Source organism: Cupriavidus necator A5-1, assembly GCF_000744095.1.
Classification (GTDB): domain Bacteria; phylum Pseudomonadota; class Gammaproteobacteria; order Burkholderiales; family Burkholderiaceae; genus Cupriavidus; species Cupriavidus necator_A.
On sequence record NZ_JQLI01000001.1, the window covers coordinates 2,313,204 to 2,326,700 of the forward strand.

The window sequence follows — 13,497 nt, forward strand, 5'->3', positions numbered from 1 at the left end:
GCTACGGTGCGATCGCACCGTCGATGGCAATCCTGATCCCCTCGGTGCCGACCGCCACCGGTCCGGTACGCCCAACCAGGTCGCCGGCTCTCGGCAAGGCGCTCCCGGTCGCGGAAATCCGTGCTTCCAGCATGACCTGCTGCTGCCCTGACAGCCTGTGGTCCGGCCGCATCGCCATCGCGTCGTCGAGCGTGAACGACAACGGCAGGTCGCGCGCCTGGCGTCGCATCACCGCCAGCGGCATGCGCGAGCCGTCCGCCGGCAGCGCATAGACGAACAGCGTGTCGCCGGGTTGCGGCGTGCGCCCGGCCTGTTCGCTCAGCGTGACCAGGCCAGTGATTCTTGCCGTCGGTTCCGCTTGTGCAGGCGCCCCGCGCACGGCCGCGAGGTTGGCCGCGACCCTGGCCGCCGTCTGCGAATCCGCCGGCAGCAGCCGCTGCAGGTGCTCCCAATAGCCGATCGCCACCTGCTTGTCCCCGCGCTCCACTGCCGCACTCGCTGCCAGGGCCAGCCCCTTCGGGTCGTCCGGATCCAGCTTCAGCGCCTGCCGTATCTGCACCATCGGCGGTCCTTCCAGCGAGCCGCCGTTCAGGCTGGCCAGCACATCGGCATAGTCGGAGCGCAGCAGCGCCACATCCGGCGCCAGTTCGATCGCGCGGGCGTAAGCCGCGGCGGCGTCGGCGTAGCGTTCCAGCACGCTGTAGGAGCGCGCCAGCATGGCCCAGTCCTCGGCATCGCCGGGCGCTTCGCGCAGGCGCTGCGCGAGCTGGTTGACCATGCCTTCGACCTGTGCGCCGCTGAGCTGGTGCTCGCTGCCGCTGGCGGCGGGGAGGTTGTCGGCGCGCCAGAGCGCGACCGCGTTGCCCAGGTGCAGGTAGAGCAGGATGGCGGCGCTGGGCAGCAATGCCAGCAGCAGGGCGGCGAGTAGCGGCGAACTGGCGGGTGGTGCCGTGCCGGCGGCGGTCCCGCTGGTGTCATCGAGCAGCCGGCGGCCCAGTTCGTCGCGCGCTTCGGTGTGCCGCGCGGCGGTGAGGGTGCCGCTGCGCAGGTCGGCGTCCAGTTCGCGCAACTGGTCGCGGTACAGCGCCACCAGCAGCGCGCGCTCGGGCATACCGGGGTCCGGCGCGGCACGGCGGCGCAGCAGCGGCCACAGCAGGCAGGCCATGGTGGCGGTAATCAGGGCGGCGGCGAGCAGCCAGAAGGTCATCATGGCGGCCCGCTCCGGGCGGGCGGGTCGGCGGTCTCGCCCAGCAGGTCCGCAAGCCGTTGCCGCGCACCGGTGTCGAGCGCGACGTCCGGGGCACGGCTGCGCGAACGCGCGCGCAGGATGGCAACGGCCACGCCGACCACCAGCAGAAACGGGCCGAACCACAGCAGCCACGTCACCGGCCGCAGCGGCGGCTTGTACAGCACGAAGTCGCCATAACGCTGCGCCAGGTAGTCCCTGACCGCGGCGTCGCTGGCGCCGGCGCGCAGTTGCTCGCGGATCTGGCGGCGCAGGTCGACGGCCAGGTCGGCGTTGGAATCGGCCAGCGTCTGGTTCTGGCACACCAGGCAGCGCAGTTGCGCTGACAGCGCATGGACGCGCGCATCGAGTTCGGCTTCAGACAGCGTGGCCGCGGCTGCCAGCATCGACAGGCAGCATAACGGCACGGCCAGCCATGCACGCGCGCCGCTACGCATGGTTGCCTCCCTGCTTCTCAAGCTGTTCGATCAGCGGGATCAGCTTGCGCTCCAGCACCTCGCGCGTGACCGGGCCGACCTGACGGTAGCGCACCACGCCCTGCTGATCGATGACGAAGGTCTCGGGCACGCCATAGACACCGTAGTCGATGCCCACGTGGCCATCGGCATCGACCAGCGATGCCGTATAAGGATTGCCCAGGCGCTGCAGCCAGTCGCGCGCCGCGGCGGGTTGGTCCTTGTAGTTCAGGCCGTAGAGCGGCACCGGCGAGCGCGCGGCAAAGTCCACCAGCAGCGGATGCTCGGTGCGGCACGCGGCGCACCATGACGCCCACACATTCAGCAGCCAGACCTTGCCGCGCATGTCGGCGGAGGCGAGCGTGCGGCCTTCGGGTTCGAGCAGCGGCAGCTGGAACGCTGGCGCCGCCTTGCCAACCAGCGGGGAGGGCAGCTCGCGCGGATCGTGGCGCAGGCCTGCGGCCAGTGCGATAGCGAGTGCCAGGAATGCGGCGAGCGGCAGCAGGAAGCGCGTCATGCCGGCGTCTCCTCGTGTGCGGAGGCCAGCGCGGGCACTGTGGCAGCGTCGGCCGTGGCAGCCGGCTCCGCGGCCGCGCGGCGGCGCAGCCGGTAGCGCTTGTCGCACGCGGCCAGGACTCCACCCAGCGCCATCAGCACGCAGCCGGCCCAGATCCAGTCGACAAAAGGCTTGACGTGGATGCGCACGGCCCACGCCGTGCCGTCGACGTTCTCGCCCAGCGCCACATAGAGATCGCGCGTCAGGCCGCTGTCGATCGCCGCCTCGGTGGTGGGCATGTCCTGGCTGCGGTAGATGCGGCGCTCCGGCGTGAGCACAGCCACCCGCCTGCCGTCGCGCAAGACCTCCACCACGCCACGCAATGCGTCGTAGTTGGGGCCGCTGGCCTGCTTCACGCCGGCGAAGCGGAAGTCGTAGCCGCCCACGCTGACACTGTCGCCCGCACGCATCGGCAGCTCGCGCAGGCTTTCCTGGCCGGATACCAGCGTCACGCCGGCGATAAAGACGCCCATGCCGGCATGCGCCAGCAGCATGCCGACATAACCCGGCGGCAGCTGCCGCAATGCGGCGAGCCGCCGTCCTTGCTGGTGCCGCAGCCGCGCCGCCAGGCTGGCCACGGCGCTGAGCACGCTCCACGCGGCCAGCAGCAGTCCCAGTCCCGTCAGCGCCGAGGCATTGCGCAGCAACAGCAGCAGGCCCAGGCCGATCGCCAGGCTTGCCACGGCCGCCCAGCGCAAGCGCCGCCCCATGTCGGGCAGGCTGCCGTGGCGCCAGCGCGCCAGCGGCGCCGCGCCCATCAGCAGCACCGCGGGCGCCATCAGCGGCACGAACACCTGCTCGAAGTAGGCCGGGCCGACCGAGATCTTGCCCAGCCCCAGCACATCGACCAGCAGCGGGTAGAGCGTGCCGAGCAGCACCGTGGCCGCGGCCACCGCCAGCAGCACGTTGTTGGCGAGCAGCAGCGACTCGCGCGAGACCGCGGCAAACTCGACCCGCCTGGCCAGCTTCGGCGCCCGCCAGGCATACAGCGCCAGCGCCAGCCCGGTGACCAGCCCCAGCAGCGCGAGGATAAAGACGCCGCGCTTCGGGTCGACCGCGAACGCGTGGACCGAGGTCAGCACGCCGGAGCGGACCAGGAAGGTGCCAAGCAGGCTCAGCGAGAAGGTGAAGATCGCGAGCAGCACGGTCCAGGCGCGGAATGCGCCGCGTTTCTCGGTGACCGCCAGCGAATGCATCAGCGCGGTGCCGGCCAGCCACGGCATGAACGAGGCGTTCTCCACCGGATCCCAGAACCACCAGCCGCCCCAACCCAGTTCGTAATAGGCCCAGGCGCTGCCCAGCATGATGCCGAGCGTCAGGAAGGCCCACGCCACCGTGGTCCAGGGGCGCGACCAGCGCGCCCACGCCGCATCGACACGCCCGGCCAGCAGCGCCGCCACGGCAAAGGCGAAGCTCACCGAGAAGCCCACGTAGCCCATGTAGAGCAGCGGCGGGTGGAACACCATGCCGGGATCCTGCAGCAGCGGGTTGAGGTCGCGGCCTTCCATCGCGGGCGGCAGCAGCCGCACGAAAGGATTGGACGCGAACAGCAGGAACAGCAAAAAGCCTGTGCTGATCGCGCCCATCACGCCCAGCACGCGCGCCACCACGGCCAGCGGCAACTGCCGGCTGAACCGCGACACGGCCAGCGACCACAGCGCCAGCATCAGCGTCCACAGCAGCATCGAGCCTTCATGACCACCCCAGACCGCGGCGAGCCGGTATGCCAGCGGCAGCGCGCTGTTGGCATTGGCGGCCACGTAGCGCACGCTGAAGTCGTTACCGACGAAGGCCCAGGTCAGCGCGCCGAAGGCCAGCGCCACCAGCAGGCATTGCACGCGTGCGGCGGGGCGCGCCAGCGCCATCCACGCCAGGTTGCCGCGCGCCGCGCCGGCCAGCGGCACTGCCGCCTGCACCAGCGCCACCAGCAGGGCCACGATCAGCGCGAAATGGCCGAGCTCGGCGATCATTGCCGGGCTCCCTGCGCCGGCGCGGCTTCCGCCATGCGCCGGTTGACCTGCTCGGCTTGCTTCAGCGCGTCAGCCGCTTCCGGCGGCATGTAGTTCTCGTCGTGCTTGGCCAGCACCTCGCTGGCGACGAAGGTGCCGTCCGCCTCCAGCTTGCCGCGCGCCACCACGCCCTTGCCCTCGCGGAACAGGTCGGGCAGCAGGCCGCGGTAGCGCACCGGCACCTGGCGCGCGGTGTCGGTGACGACGAAGCGCACTGTCATGCCGTCGCCTTCGCGCCGGATCGAGCCGGGTGCCACCAGCCCGCCCAGGCGGAAGCTGCGCGCCACCGGCGCCTCGTGCGCGGCGACCTGGCTCGGGCTGAAGAAGAACACCAGGTTGGAGCGAAAGGCGTTGAGCACCAGCGCGGCCGCGACGCCGCCGCAGGCGAGCGCCGCGGCAAGCATTCCGAAGCGGCGCTGGCGCGGCGTCATCGGCGGGCTTGCGCGCGTGCGGCGCGGCTGCGGCGTGCCAGCAGCACCAGTTCGAGCGCCAGCAGCAGGGCGCTGACGCCGAAGGCCCCGACGATGTAGATGCCGTGGTGCCCGTGGGGCAGCAGCGATGACAATGTCATGATGCCTCCCTGGAAGCGGCCTGCAGCACTTCGCCGCGCTCGCGCAGGATACAGCGCACGCGCACCAGCGCCACGGCGATGGAGTACATCCAGCACGCCAGCGTCATCAGCAGCATGCCGGCCAGCATGGTGGCCGCCATCGACGGCGCCGCGGTCAGGCTGACTGAGGCGCCCTGGTGCAGTGTGTTCCACCACTGCACCGAGAAATAAATCACCGGGATATTGACCACGCCCACCAGCGCCAGCACCGCGCAGGCGCGTTCGGCGCGGCGCGGCTCGTCGACGGCCGCTTCCAGCGCGATAAAGCCCAGGTACAGGAACAGCAGGATCAGCTCGGAGGTGAGCCGCGCATCCCAGACCCACCACGTGCCCCAGGTCGGCTGGCCCCACAGCGCCCCGGTCCATAGCGCCAGCGCAGTGAAGAGAGCGCCGGTGGGCGCCAGCGCCGAGGCCATCATCGACGACAGCCGCGTGCGCAGCACCAGCGCCAGCGCGCAATACGCCGCCATCACCAGGTAGATGAACATCGACATCCAAGCCGCCGGCACATGGATGAAGATGATCCGGTAGACCTCGCCCTGCTGCGCGTCGGTGGGTGCGACGGCAAAGCCGATCCAAAGCCCGGCCACCGCAAACAACGCGGCCGCGGCAAAGAACCAGGGCGCCATCCGCCCGGCCAGCGGATAAAAGCGGACCGGCGCCGCATAGTCCAGCCAGCCGCCGCGCGTGCGCGGCCCTTCCGCGGCTGCAGGATGGACGGATGGCAACGGCTGGCTCATGCCGGCGTCTCCATGGCAATGCGCAGCCCGGCGGCGGTCGCCAGCGGGCACAGGAACAAGGACAACGCCAGGCACGCGCCCAGCAGCGAAAACTGCGGCAGCACATCGAGCCCGGCGTCGGCAGCGGCGGCAGCGCTGGCGCCGAACACCAGCACCGGCACGCACAGCGGCAGCACCAGAATGCACAGCAGCACCGCGCCGCCACGCACGCCCAGCGTCAGCGCCGCACCGACCGCGCCGATCAGGCTCAGCGCAGGCGTGCCGACCAGCAGCGAGGCCGCCAGCAGTAGCGAGGCGCTTGCGGGCAGCCCGTACTGCTGCGCCAGCAACGGCGTCAGCAGCAGCAGCGGCAGGCCGCTGGCAAGCCAGTGCGCGGCGATCTTGGCCAGCACTAGCAGCGCCAGCGGGTGCGGTGACAGCAGCAACTGGTCCAGGCTGCCATCCGCGTGCTCCTGCGCGAACAGCCGCGACAGCGACAGCATCGACGCCAGCAGTGCCGTCACCCACAGGATGCCCGGCGCCAGCGCCCGCAACTGCTGCGGCTCGGGCCCGATCGCCAGCGGGAACAGGCTGGCGGCGATCACGTAGAACACCACGCTGCCGAGCAGGCTGGCGCGCCGCCGCCAGGACAGCGAAACATCGTGTGCGACGATCGCGGCCAGCGTACGCATCATGCCGGCGCCCCGAGGTGCAGCACCGCGCCGCCCGCGGACAGCAACTGGTGCGTGGCGATCACGGCAATGCCGCCGGCGGCCAGGTGGGCGTCGAGCTGGGCATCGAAGTGCGCGCAGGCGTCTGCGTCGAGCGCGGCCACGGGCTCGTCGAGCAGCCACAGCGCGCGCCGGGCCAGCGACAGCCGCGCCAGCGCGACCCGCCGGCGCTGCCCTTGCGACAGCGCGCGCACGGGGGTGTGCGCGACCCGCTCCAGTCCCTGTGCCGCCAGGGCAGGCGCAACCGCGCCGGCACCGTCATCCCCGGCCAGCCGCGCGGCAAAGCGCAGGTTCTCCGCCGGGCTCAGGTCAGGGTCGATCCCATTGGTGTGGCCCACGTAGGCCAATGCCTGCTGGTAGGCCGGATCGCCGGCGCGCACCGGGCGGCCGCGCCAGTGCAGGGCGCCTTCGTCTGGCATGGCCAGTCCGCACAGCACGCGCAGCAGGCTGGTCTTGCCGCTGCCGTTGGGACCCAGCGCCTGCAGCAGGTCGCCGGGACCGAGTGCAAGCTCGATGCCGCGCAGCACCGGGCGCCCGGCGCGCGACAGGCCCAGCCCGCTGCCATGCAACACTGGTACGGCGTCGCCGCCGGCCGTGGCACAACGTGGGGATTCAGGCAGTACCTCGGATGGCAGGGCAGAGGAGCGGACGGGCACGCGTCATTTCTCCTCGGCTTTGGAGACATCGGGAAGCCGGTGCGCGATGCCCTTGTGGCAGTCGATGCAGGTCTTCTCCTTGTTGGCCAGGTAGGTGGAGTGCATCGCCTGGGCGCGCGGGCTCTGTCGCGTGAAGTCCATCGACTGGTAGTCGTGGCAGTTGCGGCATTCGAGTGAGTCGTTGGCCTTGAAGCGCGCCCATTCATGCTGGGCCAGCTCCAGCCGGTGCGCCTGGAATTTCTCGCGGGTGTCGATGGTGCCAAAGATCTTGGCCCAGACCTCCTTGGACGCCTGCATCTTGCGCGCCATCTTGGTGGTCCAGTTGTGCGGCACATGGCAGTCCGAGCACTTGGCGCGCACGCCGCTGCGGTTGGTGAAGTGGATGGTGCCCTGCAGTTCCTGGTAGACGTTGTCGCGCATCTCGTGGCAGCCGGTGCAGAACTGCTCGGTGTTGGTCAGCTCCAGCGCGGTATTGAACGCGCCCCAGAACACCACGCCCGCGATAAAGCCGCCCAGCGTCAGGAAGCCCAGGCTGAAATAGGCGCTGGGCCTGTTGATGGTTCGCCAGTAGCGCTTGATCAGGTCGAGCATGGCGCGCATCCGCTGTTATGGTTGTTGAACGTGCCTGGCCAGGCCCCGGTGGCGGTTAGTTGGCCGCGCCCTTCTCGCCCTTCTCGCCCTTCGCGCCGGCCTTGCCTGGCTTGCGCTTGAGCAAATCCTCGACGTCGACGAAGGAGTTGCCTATCAGCGGCTTGGCGTCGGCCTGCGGCACATGGCATTGCGTGCAGAAATAGCGGCGCGGCGACACGTCGGCCAGCACATTGTTGTCGCGGTCCATGTAATGCGTGATGCTGACCGGGATCGCCTGGGTCTCTTCGGTGCGCGTGCGCGCGTGGCAGAACATGCAGCGGTTGAAGTCCTTGTCCAGCTGGTAGCCGTCGATCTTGTGCGGGATCGTGGGCGGCTGCATGCTGTAGTTGCGGGTGCGGCGGATGTCCTTGTTCTCGGTCGGGTAGAGCAGCGGCGCCTTGGCCTCGTTGCCGATGGCGGTGGGGCCGCGCATCGCGTCGACCAGGCCCTGCGCGCGTGCGGGTGTGCCTCCCGGCAGCAGCGCGAGCAGCGCCAGCAGCAGCGTGTGCAGGGCCAGCAGGCGGGTCCAGGATCGGCTCGGCTTCATGGCGTCTCCCTCTGGATTGGCGGCGCTAGACCTTGACGATCTTGACCGCGCACTTCTTGAAGTCGGTCTGCAGCGAGATCGGGCAGGTCGCGTCCAGCGTCACCTTGTTGATCAGCTGGCTGGCATCGAACCACGGCACGAATACCAGCCCGCGCGGCGGTGCGTCGCGCCCGCGGGTTTCCACGCGCGAACGCATGCGGCCGCGCCGCGACACCACTTCCACTTCCACGCCGCGGCGCAGGCCCATCGCCTTGGCGTCGTCCGGATGCATGAACACCACCGCGTTAGGGAAGGCGCGATACAGCTCGGGCACGCGCCGCGTCATCGAGCCGGAATGCCAGTGCTCCAGCACGCGGCCGGTGGCCAGCCAGAACGGGTATTCCTTGTCTGGCGATTCGGCGGCCGGCTCGTAGGGCAGGGCAAAGATCACCGCCTTGCCGTCGGGATTGCCGTAAAACTGGAAGCCGGTGCCGGCCTTGACGTAGGGGTCGCTGCCTTCGCGGTAGCGCCAGCGGGTTTCCTTGCCGTTGACGACAGGCCAGCGCAGGCCGCGGGCCTCGTGGTAGGCGTCGAACGGCGCCAGGTCATGGCCGTGGCCGCGGCCGAAGGTCGCATATTCTTCGAAGAGACCCTTCTGCACGTAGAAGCCAAAGGCCTTGGCTTCGGCGTTGTTGTATTCGGCGTTGACTTCCTTGAGCGGGAACTTGTCGACCTGGCCGTTGCGATAGAGCACGTCGAACAGGGTCTTGCCGCGGTATTCGGGCTTCTTGGCGATCAGGTCCGCGGGCCAGACGTCCTCGACCTTGAAGCGCTTGGAGAATTCCATCAGCTGCCACAGGTCGGAGCGCGCGTCGCCCGGCGCATCGACCAGCTGGTGCCAGAACTGGGTGCGGCGCTCGGCATTGCCGTAGGCGCCTTCCTTCTCGACCCACATCGCGCTGGGCAGGATCAGGTCGGCGGCCAGCGCGGTCACAGTGGGGTAGGCGTCCGACACCACCACGAAGTTCTCGGGATTGCGGTAGCCCGGCAGACCTTCTTCCATCAGGTTGGCCGCGGCCTGCATGTTGTTGTTGACCTGCACCCAGTAGGCATTGAGCTTGCCGTCCTTGAGCATGCGGTTCTGCAGCACGGCGTGATAGCCCGGCTTGTCGGGGATGGTGCCGGCGGGCAGCTTCCAGATGCGCTCGGCCTCTTCGCGGTGCTTGGGGTTGGTCACCACCATGTCGGCCGGCAGCCGGTGCGAGAAGGTGCCGACCTCGCGCGCGGTGCCGCAGGCCGACGGCTGCCCCGTCAGGGAGAACGGGCTGTTGCCCGGCGTGGCGATCTTGCCGGTCAGCAGGTGCAGGTTGTAGACCATGTTGTTGGCCCAGGTCCCGCGCGTATGCTGGTTGAAGCCCATGGTCCACAGCGACATCACCTTGACGTTGGGGTCGGCGTAGAGCTCGGCCAACTGGTCGAGCTTGGCCTTGGGCACGCCCGACAGCTTGCTGACGTAGTCGGCATCGTACTTGGCGACAAAGCGCGCAAAGTCGTCAAAGGTGATCGGCTTCGCTGCACCCGGGTCGGCAGCGTTCTTGGCGGCCTTCTGCAGCGGATGCTCCGGGCGCAGGCCGTAGCCGATCTCCGTCACGCCTTCCTTGAACACGGTGTGCTTGTTGACGAAGTCCTTGTTGACCTTGTTGTTCTTGATGATGTAGTGGGCGATGTAGTTCATCATCGCCAGGTCGGTCTGCGGCTTGAAGATGACCGGGATGTCGGCCAGGTCGAAGCAGCGGTGCGTGAAGGTGGACAGCACGGCCACGCGCGTCTTGGGGTAGCTCAGGCGCCGGTCGGTGATGCGGGTCCAGAGGATCGGGTGCATCTCGGCCATGTTGGCGCCCCACAGCACGAAGGCGTCGGCGGCCTCGAAGTCGTCATAGCAGCCCATCGGCTCGTCCATGCCGAAGGTGCGCATGAAGCCGGCCACGGCGGACGCCATGCAATGGCGTGCGTTGGGATCGATATTGTTGGAGCGGAAGCCCGCCTTGTAGAGCTTGGACGCGGCATAGCCTTCCCACACCGTCCATTGGCCGGAGCCGAACATGCCCACGGCGGTGGGGCCCTTTTCCTTGAGCACGCGCTTGAACTGGCGTTCCATCTCGTCGAAGGCGCGCTCCCACGTGACCGGGGCGAATTCGCCGTTCTTGTCGTACTTGCCGTTCTTCATGCGCAGCAGCGGCCTGGTCAGCCGGTCCTGCCCGTACATGATTTTCGACAGGAAGTAGCCCTTGACGCAGTTCAGGCCCTTGTTGACCTCGGCCTGCGGGTCGCCCTGCGTGGCCACCACCTTGTTGTCCTTGACCGCCACGGTCACGCCGCAGCCGGTGCCGCAGAAGCGGCAGGGGGCCTTGGACCACTTGAGCTTCGTCATGTCGCTGTCGGTGACGAAGTTGGCGGCCCCGGCCGGCAGCGTCACGCCGGCCACCGACGCCGTCGCGGCGACGGCGGTCTGCTTGATGAAATCACGACGAGAGAGTTTCATCGTTCATCTCCTCGTTCATCGCCTCGGCGTCCTCGTTGTGCTGATAGACGAGCGCGGCGGACAGCACGCCCTCGAGCTGGTGCAGATAGGTCAGGTGTGCGGCGATGGCGCGGGAGGAGGGAGCTTCGACGGTGACGATCAGCTTGCCGGTATCGCTGGCGGCGTGGACTTCGGCGCCGGTGATGGCCTCGATCGCGGTGCGCACGCGCGCCAGGCTGGCGGGCAGTGCATGCACGACGACGCCGGCGATATGCCACTCGTCGCCGGCCGCGACCGGCCGGATCGGCTGGATGGGGATGGCACGTCTTGCCGCGGGCATGTGCAAGCTCCGGTTCTATGCCGTTTCAGTCTGTGCTGCAGCATTTTTTTTATCTGGCAATCCCGCGCGGGCGGGTAATGCTCGATGTCTCAATGCGCTCAATGCGATGGCGGGCCGCTGACCAGCTGGGTCATCCAGACAATGAACCCATAGCCTGCCACAATGATGACCGACAGCACCGGCACCATCACGGCGGTCAGGAACAGGAAGCTGCGCAGTTCTTCCCTCTTGCGCTGCGGATCGTGGACTTCCCCGGTTTCCATCATGGCTTGAAGTAATCGGCGAGCGTGGTCAGGCAAGGCACCTGATGCGTTACCCAATTAAAGGTAGCGGGAACCAAGGTGTCAAGACTGCACTCGCGAAGGCGGCGTACGGCGGCTTACGGTAGGCCGCGTGCGCGTGCCAGGGCGGCGGCCTCAGTGCGGCAGTGGGCGCCCAGCCTGGCTTGGATGCGCCGCAGGTGAGACTTGACGGTCAGCGCGGACAGGAACCGTTTCTGTGCGATCACCCGATTGCGGTAATTGACAGCGAATCGCGTCGAATGGCGGCGGTAGGCACCCATGCACCGACCCTGCCCGCCGCCGCGTGCTGCGCTTACTGGTAGGTGACCTCCATCACGTAGCCGCCCGGCACCTCGCGCGCGCCCGTGCGCGACCGGTCAGGCACCGTCTCGATGTGTAGCTGCGCGATGCCGATGCGGGCCGGCCGCGTCAGGCGCGGCGGCAGCGGGAGCGGGGCCGCGTGGGGCCCTCCCGAAGGCTGGAGGCAGGTGGCCTGCACCTGGCCCGCGTCCGGCCTGAAGCCGCATGTCGGATTGGCGATTGCGCCCTGGAAAGTGATGGTGCCGGTCTGCGCCGCGGCCATGCCGCTCGCCACAGCCAGCAGGCTTGCCCCGATCAGCCGGCCGGCAATCCCGGCAGCCCCCAAGCTCCGTTCCAGCGATTCCATGTCTTCACCCCTTTGTCAGTGTGGTGCGTTGCATGCCGCCAGGGAACACCTTGCACATCGCGCGCCTAGACGGGTTCGTGCATGGGCCACATTCATGATTGCGGCGCAATCAGAACTTTCTGAAGGGTTGTGACACTTCTGTGACTATTGAGTTGGACGGGGCCTGCGCGGCCCCCGGCAGCGCGGAAAATCCCCGGCTGCCGGCCCCGTCCTTGCCGCCTTATTCCGCGCTGCCCGCGCCCTGGCGCAGGATCAGCCGCGAACGGGCAAAACCCGCATGGGTGCGCAGCGCCTGCATCAGCTGGTCGGACGGCACGCGGTCCAGGTCGGTCACCACGTAGCCGGTTTGGCCGCGCGTCTGCAGGTGCTGGCCGGTGATATTGACGCTTTCCTGCGCCAGCAGCGTGTTCAGTGCCGCCAGCGCGCCCGGCGCGTTGCCGTGCACGTTGAGCAGCCGCGCCGGCGCATGCAGCGGGCCGGGATCGACCTCGGGGAAGTTCACCGCGCCGATGGTGCCGCCGGTGGCCAGGAAGTGCGCCAGCTTGGCCGCCACCTCGGTGCCGATATTCTCCTGCGCTTCCTCGGTGCTGCCGCCCACATGCGGGGTCAGCAGGACGTTGGGCATGTCCTGCAGCTCGCTGACAAAGGGATCGTTGTTGGTCTTGGGCTCTTCCGGGAACACGTCGATGGCCGCGCCACCCAGGCGCTTCTCGCGCAGGGCGGCTGCGAGCGCGGCAATGTCGACCACGGTGCCGCGCGAGGCGTTGATCAGGATCGCGCCCGGCTTGAATGCCGACAGCACGCGCGCATCGATCATGTTGCGCGTGCGCGGGGTGGCCGGCACGTGCAGCGTGACCACCTCGGCCTGCGACACGGCTTCTTCCAGCGAACCTGCCGCGCGCGCCGAGCCGTGCGACAGCCGTGCCAGCACGTCGTAGTAGACCACGCGCATGCCCATCGATTCAGCCAGCACGCCGACCTGCGAGCCGATATTGCCGTAGCCGATGATGGCGATGGTCTTGCCGCGCGCCTCGAACGCGCCGGCGGCGCCCTTGGCCCATTTGCCGGCGTGGGCGAGCGTGTTCTTCTCCGGGATCCGGCGCAGCAGCATCACGGCTTCAGACACCACCAGCTCGGCCACCGAGCGGGTGTTGGAGAAGGGCGCATTGAATACGGGGATGCCGGCGGCGGTGGCTGCTTCCAGGTCGACCTGCGAGGTGCCGATGCAGAAGCAGCCGATCGACAGCAGCTCGGGCGCGCTGCGGATATCGTCGGCGCGCAGGTGGGTGGCCGAGCGGATGCCGACCAGGTCATGGCTGGCCAGCACCTGGCGCAGCTCGCTGCCGGCCAGGGCGCCGGTACGGCGCTCGACCTGCAGGCCGGCTTCGGTGAGTCGGGCGGTGGCGCTCTGGTGGATGTTCTCGAGCAGGATCGCAGTGGTCACGTTCGTTTTCCGCATGGAGGGGATGCGGCGGCTGCCGCATCCCCAATATTTTGCTCGCAAAACGACGCGGGGGCGGTGGAGCCCCTGCTGCCGGCAATGGCACCGG

The 13,497-nt window shown here is 68.8% G+C and carries 17 protein-coding genes; all 17 read right to left on the reverse strand.

Going from position 1 to position 13,497, the window contains the following annotated elements; translation table 11 throughout:
- Nucleotide 1: 1 nt before the first annotated feature.
- The 17 genes from ccmI to serA all read right to left on the reverse strand — a co-directional run bounded on the left by ccmI (nucleotide 2) and on the right by serA (nucleotide 13,406).
- A complete protein-coding gene (gene ccmI, locus K307_RS10150) occupies nucleotides 2-1,210 on the reverse strand; it encodes a c-type cytochrome biogenesis protein CcmI (RefSeq protein WP_042877936.1) in 1,209 nt (402 codons plus the stop codon).
- Nucleotides 1,207-1,683, reverse strand: a complete 477-nt coding sequence (locus tag K307_RS10155) for a cytochrome c-type biogenesis protein (protein WP_042877938.1) — start codon at nucleotides 1,681-1,683, stop codon at nucleotides 1,207-1,209. The genes ccmI and K307_RS10155 overlap by 4 nt, the downstream gene beginning before the upstream one ends.
- A complete protein-coding gene (locus K307_RS10160; RefSeq protein ID WP_042877939.1) occupies nucleotides 1,676-2,218 on the reverse strand; it encodes a DsbE family thiol:disulfide interchange protein in 543 nt (180 codons plus the stop codon). Before K307_RS10160 ends, K307_RS10155 begins: the two co-directional genes overlap by 8 nt.
- Nucleotides 2,215-4,227 (reverse strand): heme lyase CcmF/NrfE family subunit, encoded by a 2,013-nt coding sequence (locus tag K307_RS10165; protein WP_042877941.1) that lies wholly within the window; start codon nucleotides 4,225-4,227, stop codon nucleotides 2,215-2,217. Before K307_RS10165 ends, K307_RS10160 begins: the two co-directional genes overlap by 4 nt.
- Entirely contained in the window at nucleotides 4,224-4,697 is a 474-nt protein-coding gene (gene ccmE / locus K307_RS10170) for a cytochrome c maturation protein CcmE (protein ID WP_042877943.1), read from the reverse strand. The genes K307_RS10165 and ccmE overlap by 4 nt, the downstream gene beginning before the upstream one ends.
- Nucleotides 4,694-4,837, reverse strand: coding sequence for a heme exporter protein CcmD (ccmD, locus tag K307_RS44825; protein WP_080744977.1), 144 nt, complete (start codon nucleotides 4,835-4,837; stop codon nucleotides 4,694-4,696). Before ccmD ends, ccmE begins: the two co-directional genes overlap by 4 nt.
- A complete protein-coding gene (locus tag K307_RS10175) occupies nucleotides 4,834-5,616 on the reverse strand; it encodes a heme ABC transporter permease (protein WP_042877946.1) in 783 nt (260 codons plus the stop codon). Before K307_RS10175 ends, ccmD begins: the two co-directional genes overlap by 4 nt.
- The gene (gene ccmB / locus K307_RS10180) at nucleotides 5,613-6,290 is read right to left on the reverse strand and encodes a heme exporter protein CcmB (RefSeq protein WP_022538026.1); all 678 of its coding nucleotides are present in this window, start codon (nucleotides 6,288-6,290) and stop codon (nucleotides 5,613-5,615) included. The genes K307_RS10175 and ccmB overlap by 4 nt, the downstream gene beginning before the upstream one ends.
- Nucleotides 6,287-6,898: a cytochrome c biogenesis heme-transporting ATPase CcmA gene (ccmA, locus tag K307_RS10185; RefSeq protein WP_042877948.1), complete on the reverse strand. Its 612-nt coding sequence runs from the start codon at nucleotides 6,896-6,898 to the stop codon at nucleotides 6,287-6,289. The genes ccmB and ccmA overlap by 4 nt, the downstream gene beginning before the upstream one ends.
- 87 nt (nucleotides 6,899-6,985) lie before the next feature.
- On the reverse strand, nucleotides 6,986-7,573 hold the full coding sequence (locus tag K307_RS10190) for a cytochrome c3 family protein (RefSeq protein ID WP_042881753.1): 588 nt from the start codon (nucleotides 7,571-7,573) through the stop codon (nucleotides 6,986-6,988).
- Nucleotides 7,574-7,628: 55 nt separating this feature from the next.
- Nucleotides 7,629-8,159 carry a nitrate reductase cytochrome c-type subunit gene (locus K307_RS10195; protein ID WP_042877950.1) on the reverse strand — a complete coding sequence of 177 codons (531 nt, stop codon included), beginning with the start codon at nucleotides 8,157-8,159 and terminating at the stop codon, nucleotides 7,629-7,631.
- Nucleotides 8,160-8,184: 25 nt separating this feature from the next.
- Nucleotides 8,185-10,680, reverse strand: coding sequence for a periplasmic nitrate reductase subunit alpha (gene napA / locus K307_RS10200; RefSeq protein WP_042877951.1), 2,496 nt, complete (start codon nucleotides 10,678-10,680; stop codon nucleotides 8,185-8,187).
- Nucleotides 10,661-10,999 carry a chaperone NapD gene (locus tag K307_RS10205; protein WP_042877953.1) on the reverse strand — a complete coding sequence of 113 codons (339 nt, stop codon included), beginning with the start codon at nucleotides 10,997-10,999 and terminating at the stop codon, nucleotides 10,661-10,663. The genes napA and K307_RS10205 overlap by 20 nt, the downstream gene beginning before the upstream one ends.
- Nucleotides 11,000-11,097: 98 nt before the next feature.
- Nucleotides 11,098-11,262, reverse strand: a complete 165-nt coding sequence (gene napE / locus K307_RS10210) for a periplasmic nitrate reductase, NapE protein (RefSeq protein WP_042877954.1) — start codon at nucleotides 11,260-11,262, stop codon at nucleotides 11,098-11,100.
- A gap of 116 nt (nucleotides 11,263-11,378) precedes the next feature.
- Nucleotides 11,379-11,561 (reverse strand): LuxR C-terminal-related transcriptional regulator, encoded by a 183-nt coding sequence (locus K307_RS50325; protein WP_042877956.1) that lies wholly within the window; start codon nucleotides 11,559-11,561, stop codon nucleotides 11,379-11,381.
- A gap of 32 nt (nucleotides 11,562-11,593) precedes the next feature.
- Nucleotides 11,594-11,947: a hypothetical protein gene (locus tag K307_RS10220; RefSeq protein WP_042877957.1), complete on the reverse strand. Its 354-nt coding sequence runs from the start codon at nucleotides 11,945-11,947 to the stop codon at nucleotides 11,594-11,596.
- Between the two features lie 220 nt (nucleotides 11,948-12,167).
- Nucleotides 12,168-13,406, reverse strand: coding sequence for a phosphoglycerate dehydrogenase (serA, locus tag K307_RS10225; RefSeq protein ID WP_042877959.1), 1,239 nt, complete (start codon nucleotides 13,404-13,406; stop codon nucleotides 12,168-12,170).
- Nucleotides 13,407-13,497 lie beyond the last annotated feature (91 nt).

What these genes read in the sequence shown, in the direction of transcription:
- K307_RS10195 (WP_042877950.1), bottom strand. Translation starts at nt 8,159, where the DNA reads ATGAAGCCGAGCCGATCCTGGACCCGCCTGCTGGCCCTGCACACGCTG.
- ccmD (WP_080744977.1), bottom strand. Translation starts at nt 4,837, where the DNA reads ATGACATTGTCATCGCTGCTGCCCCACGGGCACCACGGCATCTACATC.
- K307_RS10190 (WP_042881753.1), bottom strand. Translation starts at nt 7,573, where the DNA reads ATGCTCGACCTGATCAAGCGCTACTGGCGAACCATCAACAGGCCCAGC.
- K307_RS10165 (WP_042877941.1), bottom strand. Translation starts at nt 4,227, where the DNA reads ATGATCGCCGAGCTCGGCCATTTCGCGCTGATCGTGGCCCTGCTGGTG.
- ccmB (WP_022538026.1), bottom strand. Translation starts at nt 6,290, where the DNA reads ATGATGCGTACGCTGGCCGCGATCGTCGCACACGATGTTTCGCTGTCC.
- napA (WP_042877951.1), bottom strand. Translation starts at nt 10,680, where the DNA reads ATGAAACTCTCTCGTCGTGATTTCATCAAGCAGACCGCCGTCGCCGCG.
- serA (WP_042877959.1), bottom strand. Translation starts at nt 13,406, where the DNA reads ATGCGGAAAACGAACGTGACCACTGCGATCCTGCTCGAGAACATCCAC.
- K307_RS10155 (WP_042877938.1), bottom strand. Translation starts at nt 1,683, where the DNA reads ATGCGTAGCGGCGCGCGTGCATGGCTGGCCGTGCCGTTATGCTGCCTG.
- K307_RS10220 (WP_042877957.1), bottom strand. Translation starts at nt 11,947, where the DNA reads ATGGAATCGCTGGAACGGAGCTTGGGGGCTGCCGGGATTGCCGGCCGG.
- K307_RS50325 (WP_042877956.1), bottom strand. Translation starts at nt 11,561, where the DNA reads ATGGGTGCCTACCGCCGCCATTCGACGCGATTCGCTGTCAATTACCGC.
- napE (WP_042877954.1), bottom strand. Translation starts at nt 11,262, where the DNA reads ATGGAAACCGGGGAAGTCCACGATCCGCAGCGCAAGAGGGAAGAACTG.
- K307_RS10205 (WP_042877953.1), bottom strand. Translation starts at nt 10,999, where the DNA reads ATGCCCGCGGCAAGACGTGCCATCCCCATCCAGCCGATCCGGCCGGTC.
- ccmI (WP_042877936.1), bottom strand. Translation starts at nt 1,210, where the DNA reads ATGATGACCTTCTGGCTGCTCGCCGCCGCCCTGATTACCGCCACCATG.
- K307_RS10160 (WP_042877939.1), bottom strand. Translation starts at nt 2,218, where the DNA reads ATGACGCGCTTCCTGCTGCCGCTCGCCGCATTCCTGGCACTCGCTATC.
- K307_RS10175 (WP_042877946.1), bottom strand. Translation starts at nt 5,616, where the DNA reads ATGAGCCAGCCGTTGCCATCCGTCCATCCTGCAGCCGCGGAAGGGCCG.
- ccmE (WP_042877943.1), bottom strand. Translation starts at nt 4,697, where the DNA reads ATGACGCCGCGCCAGCGCCGCTTCGGAATGCTTGCCGCGGCGCTCGCC.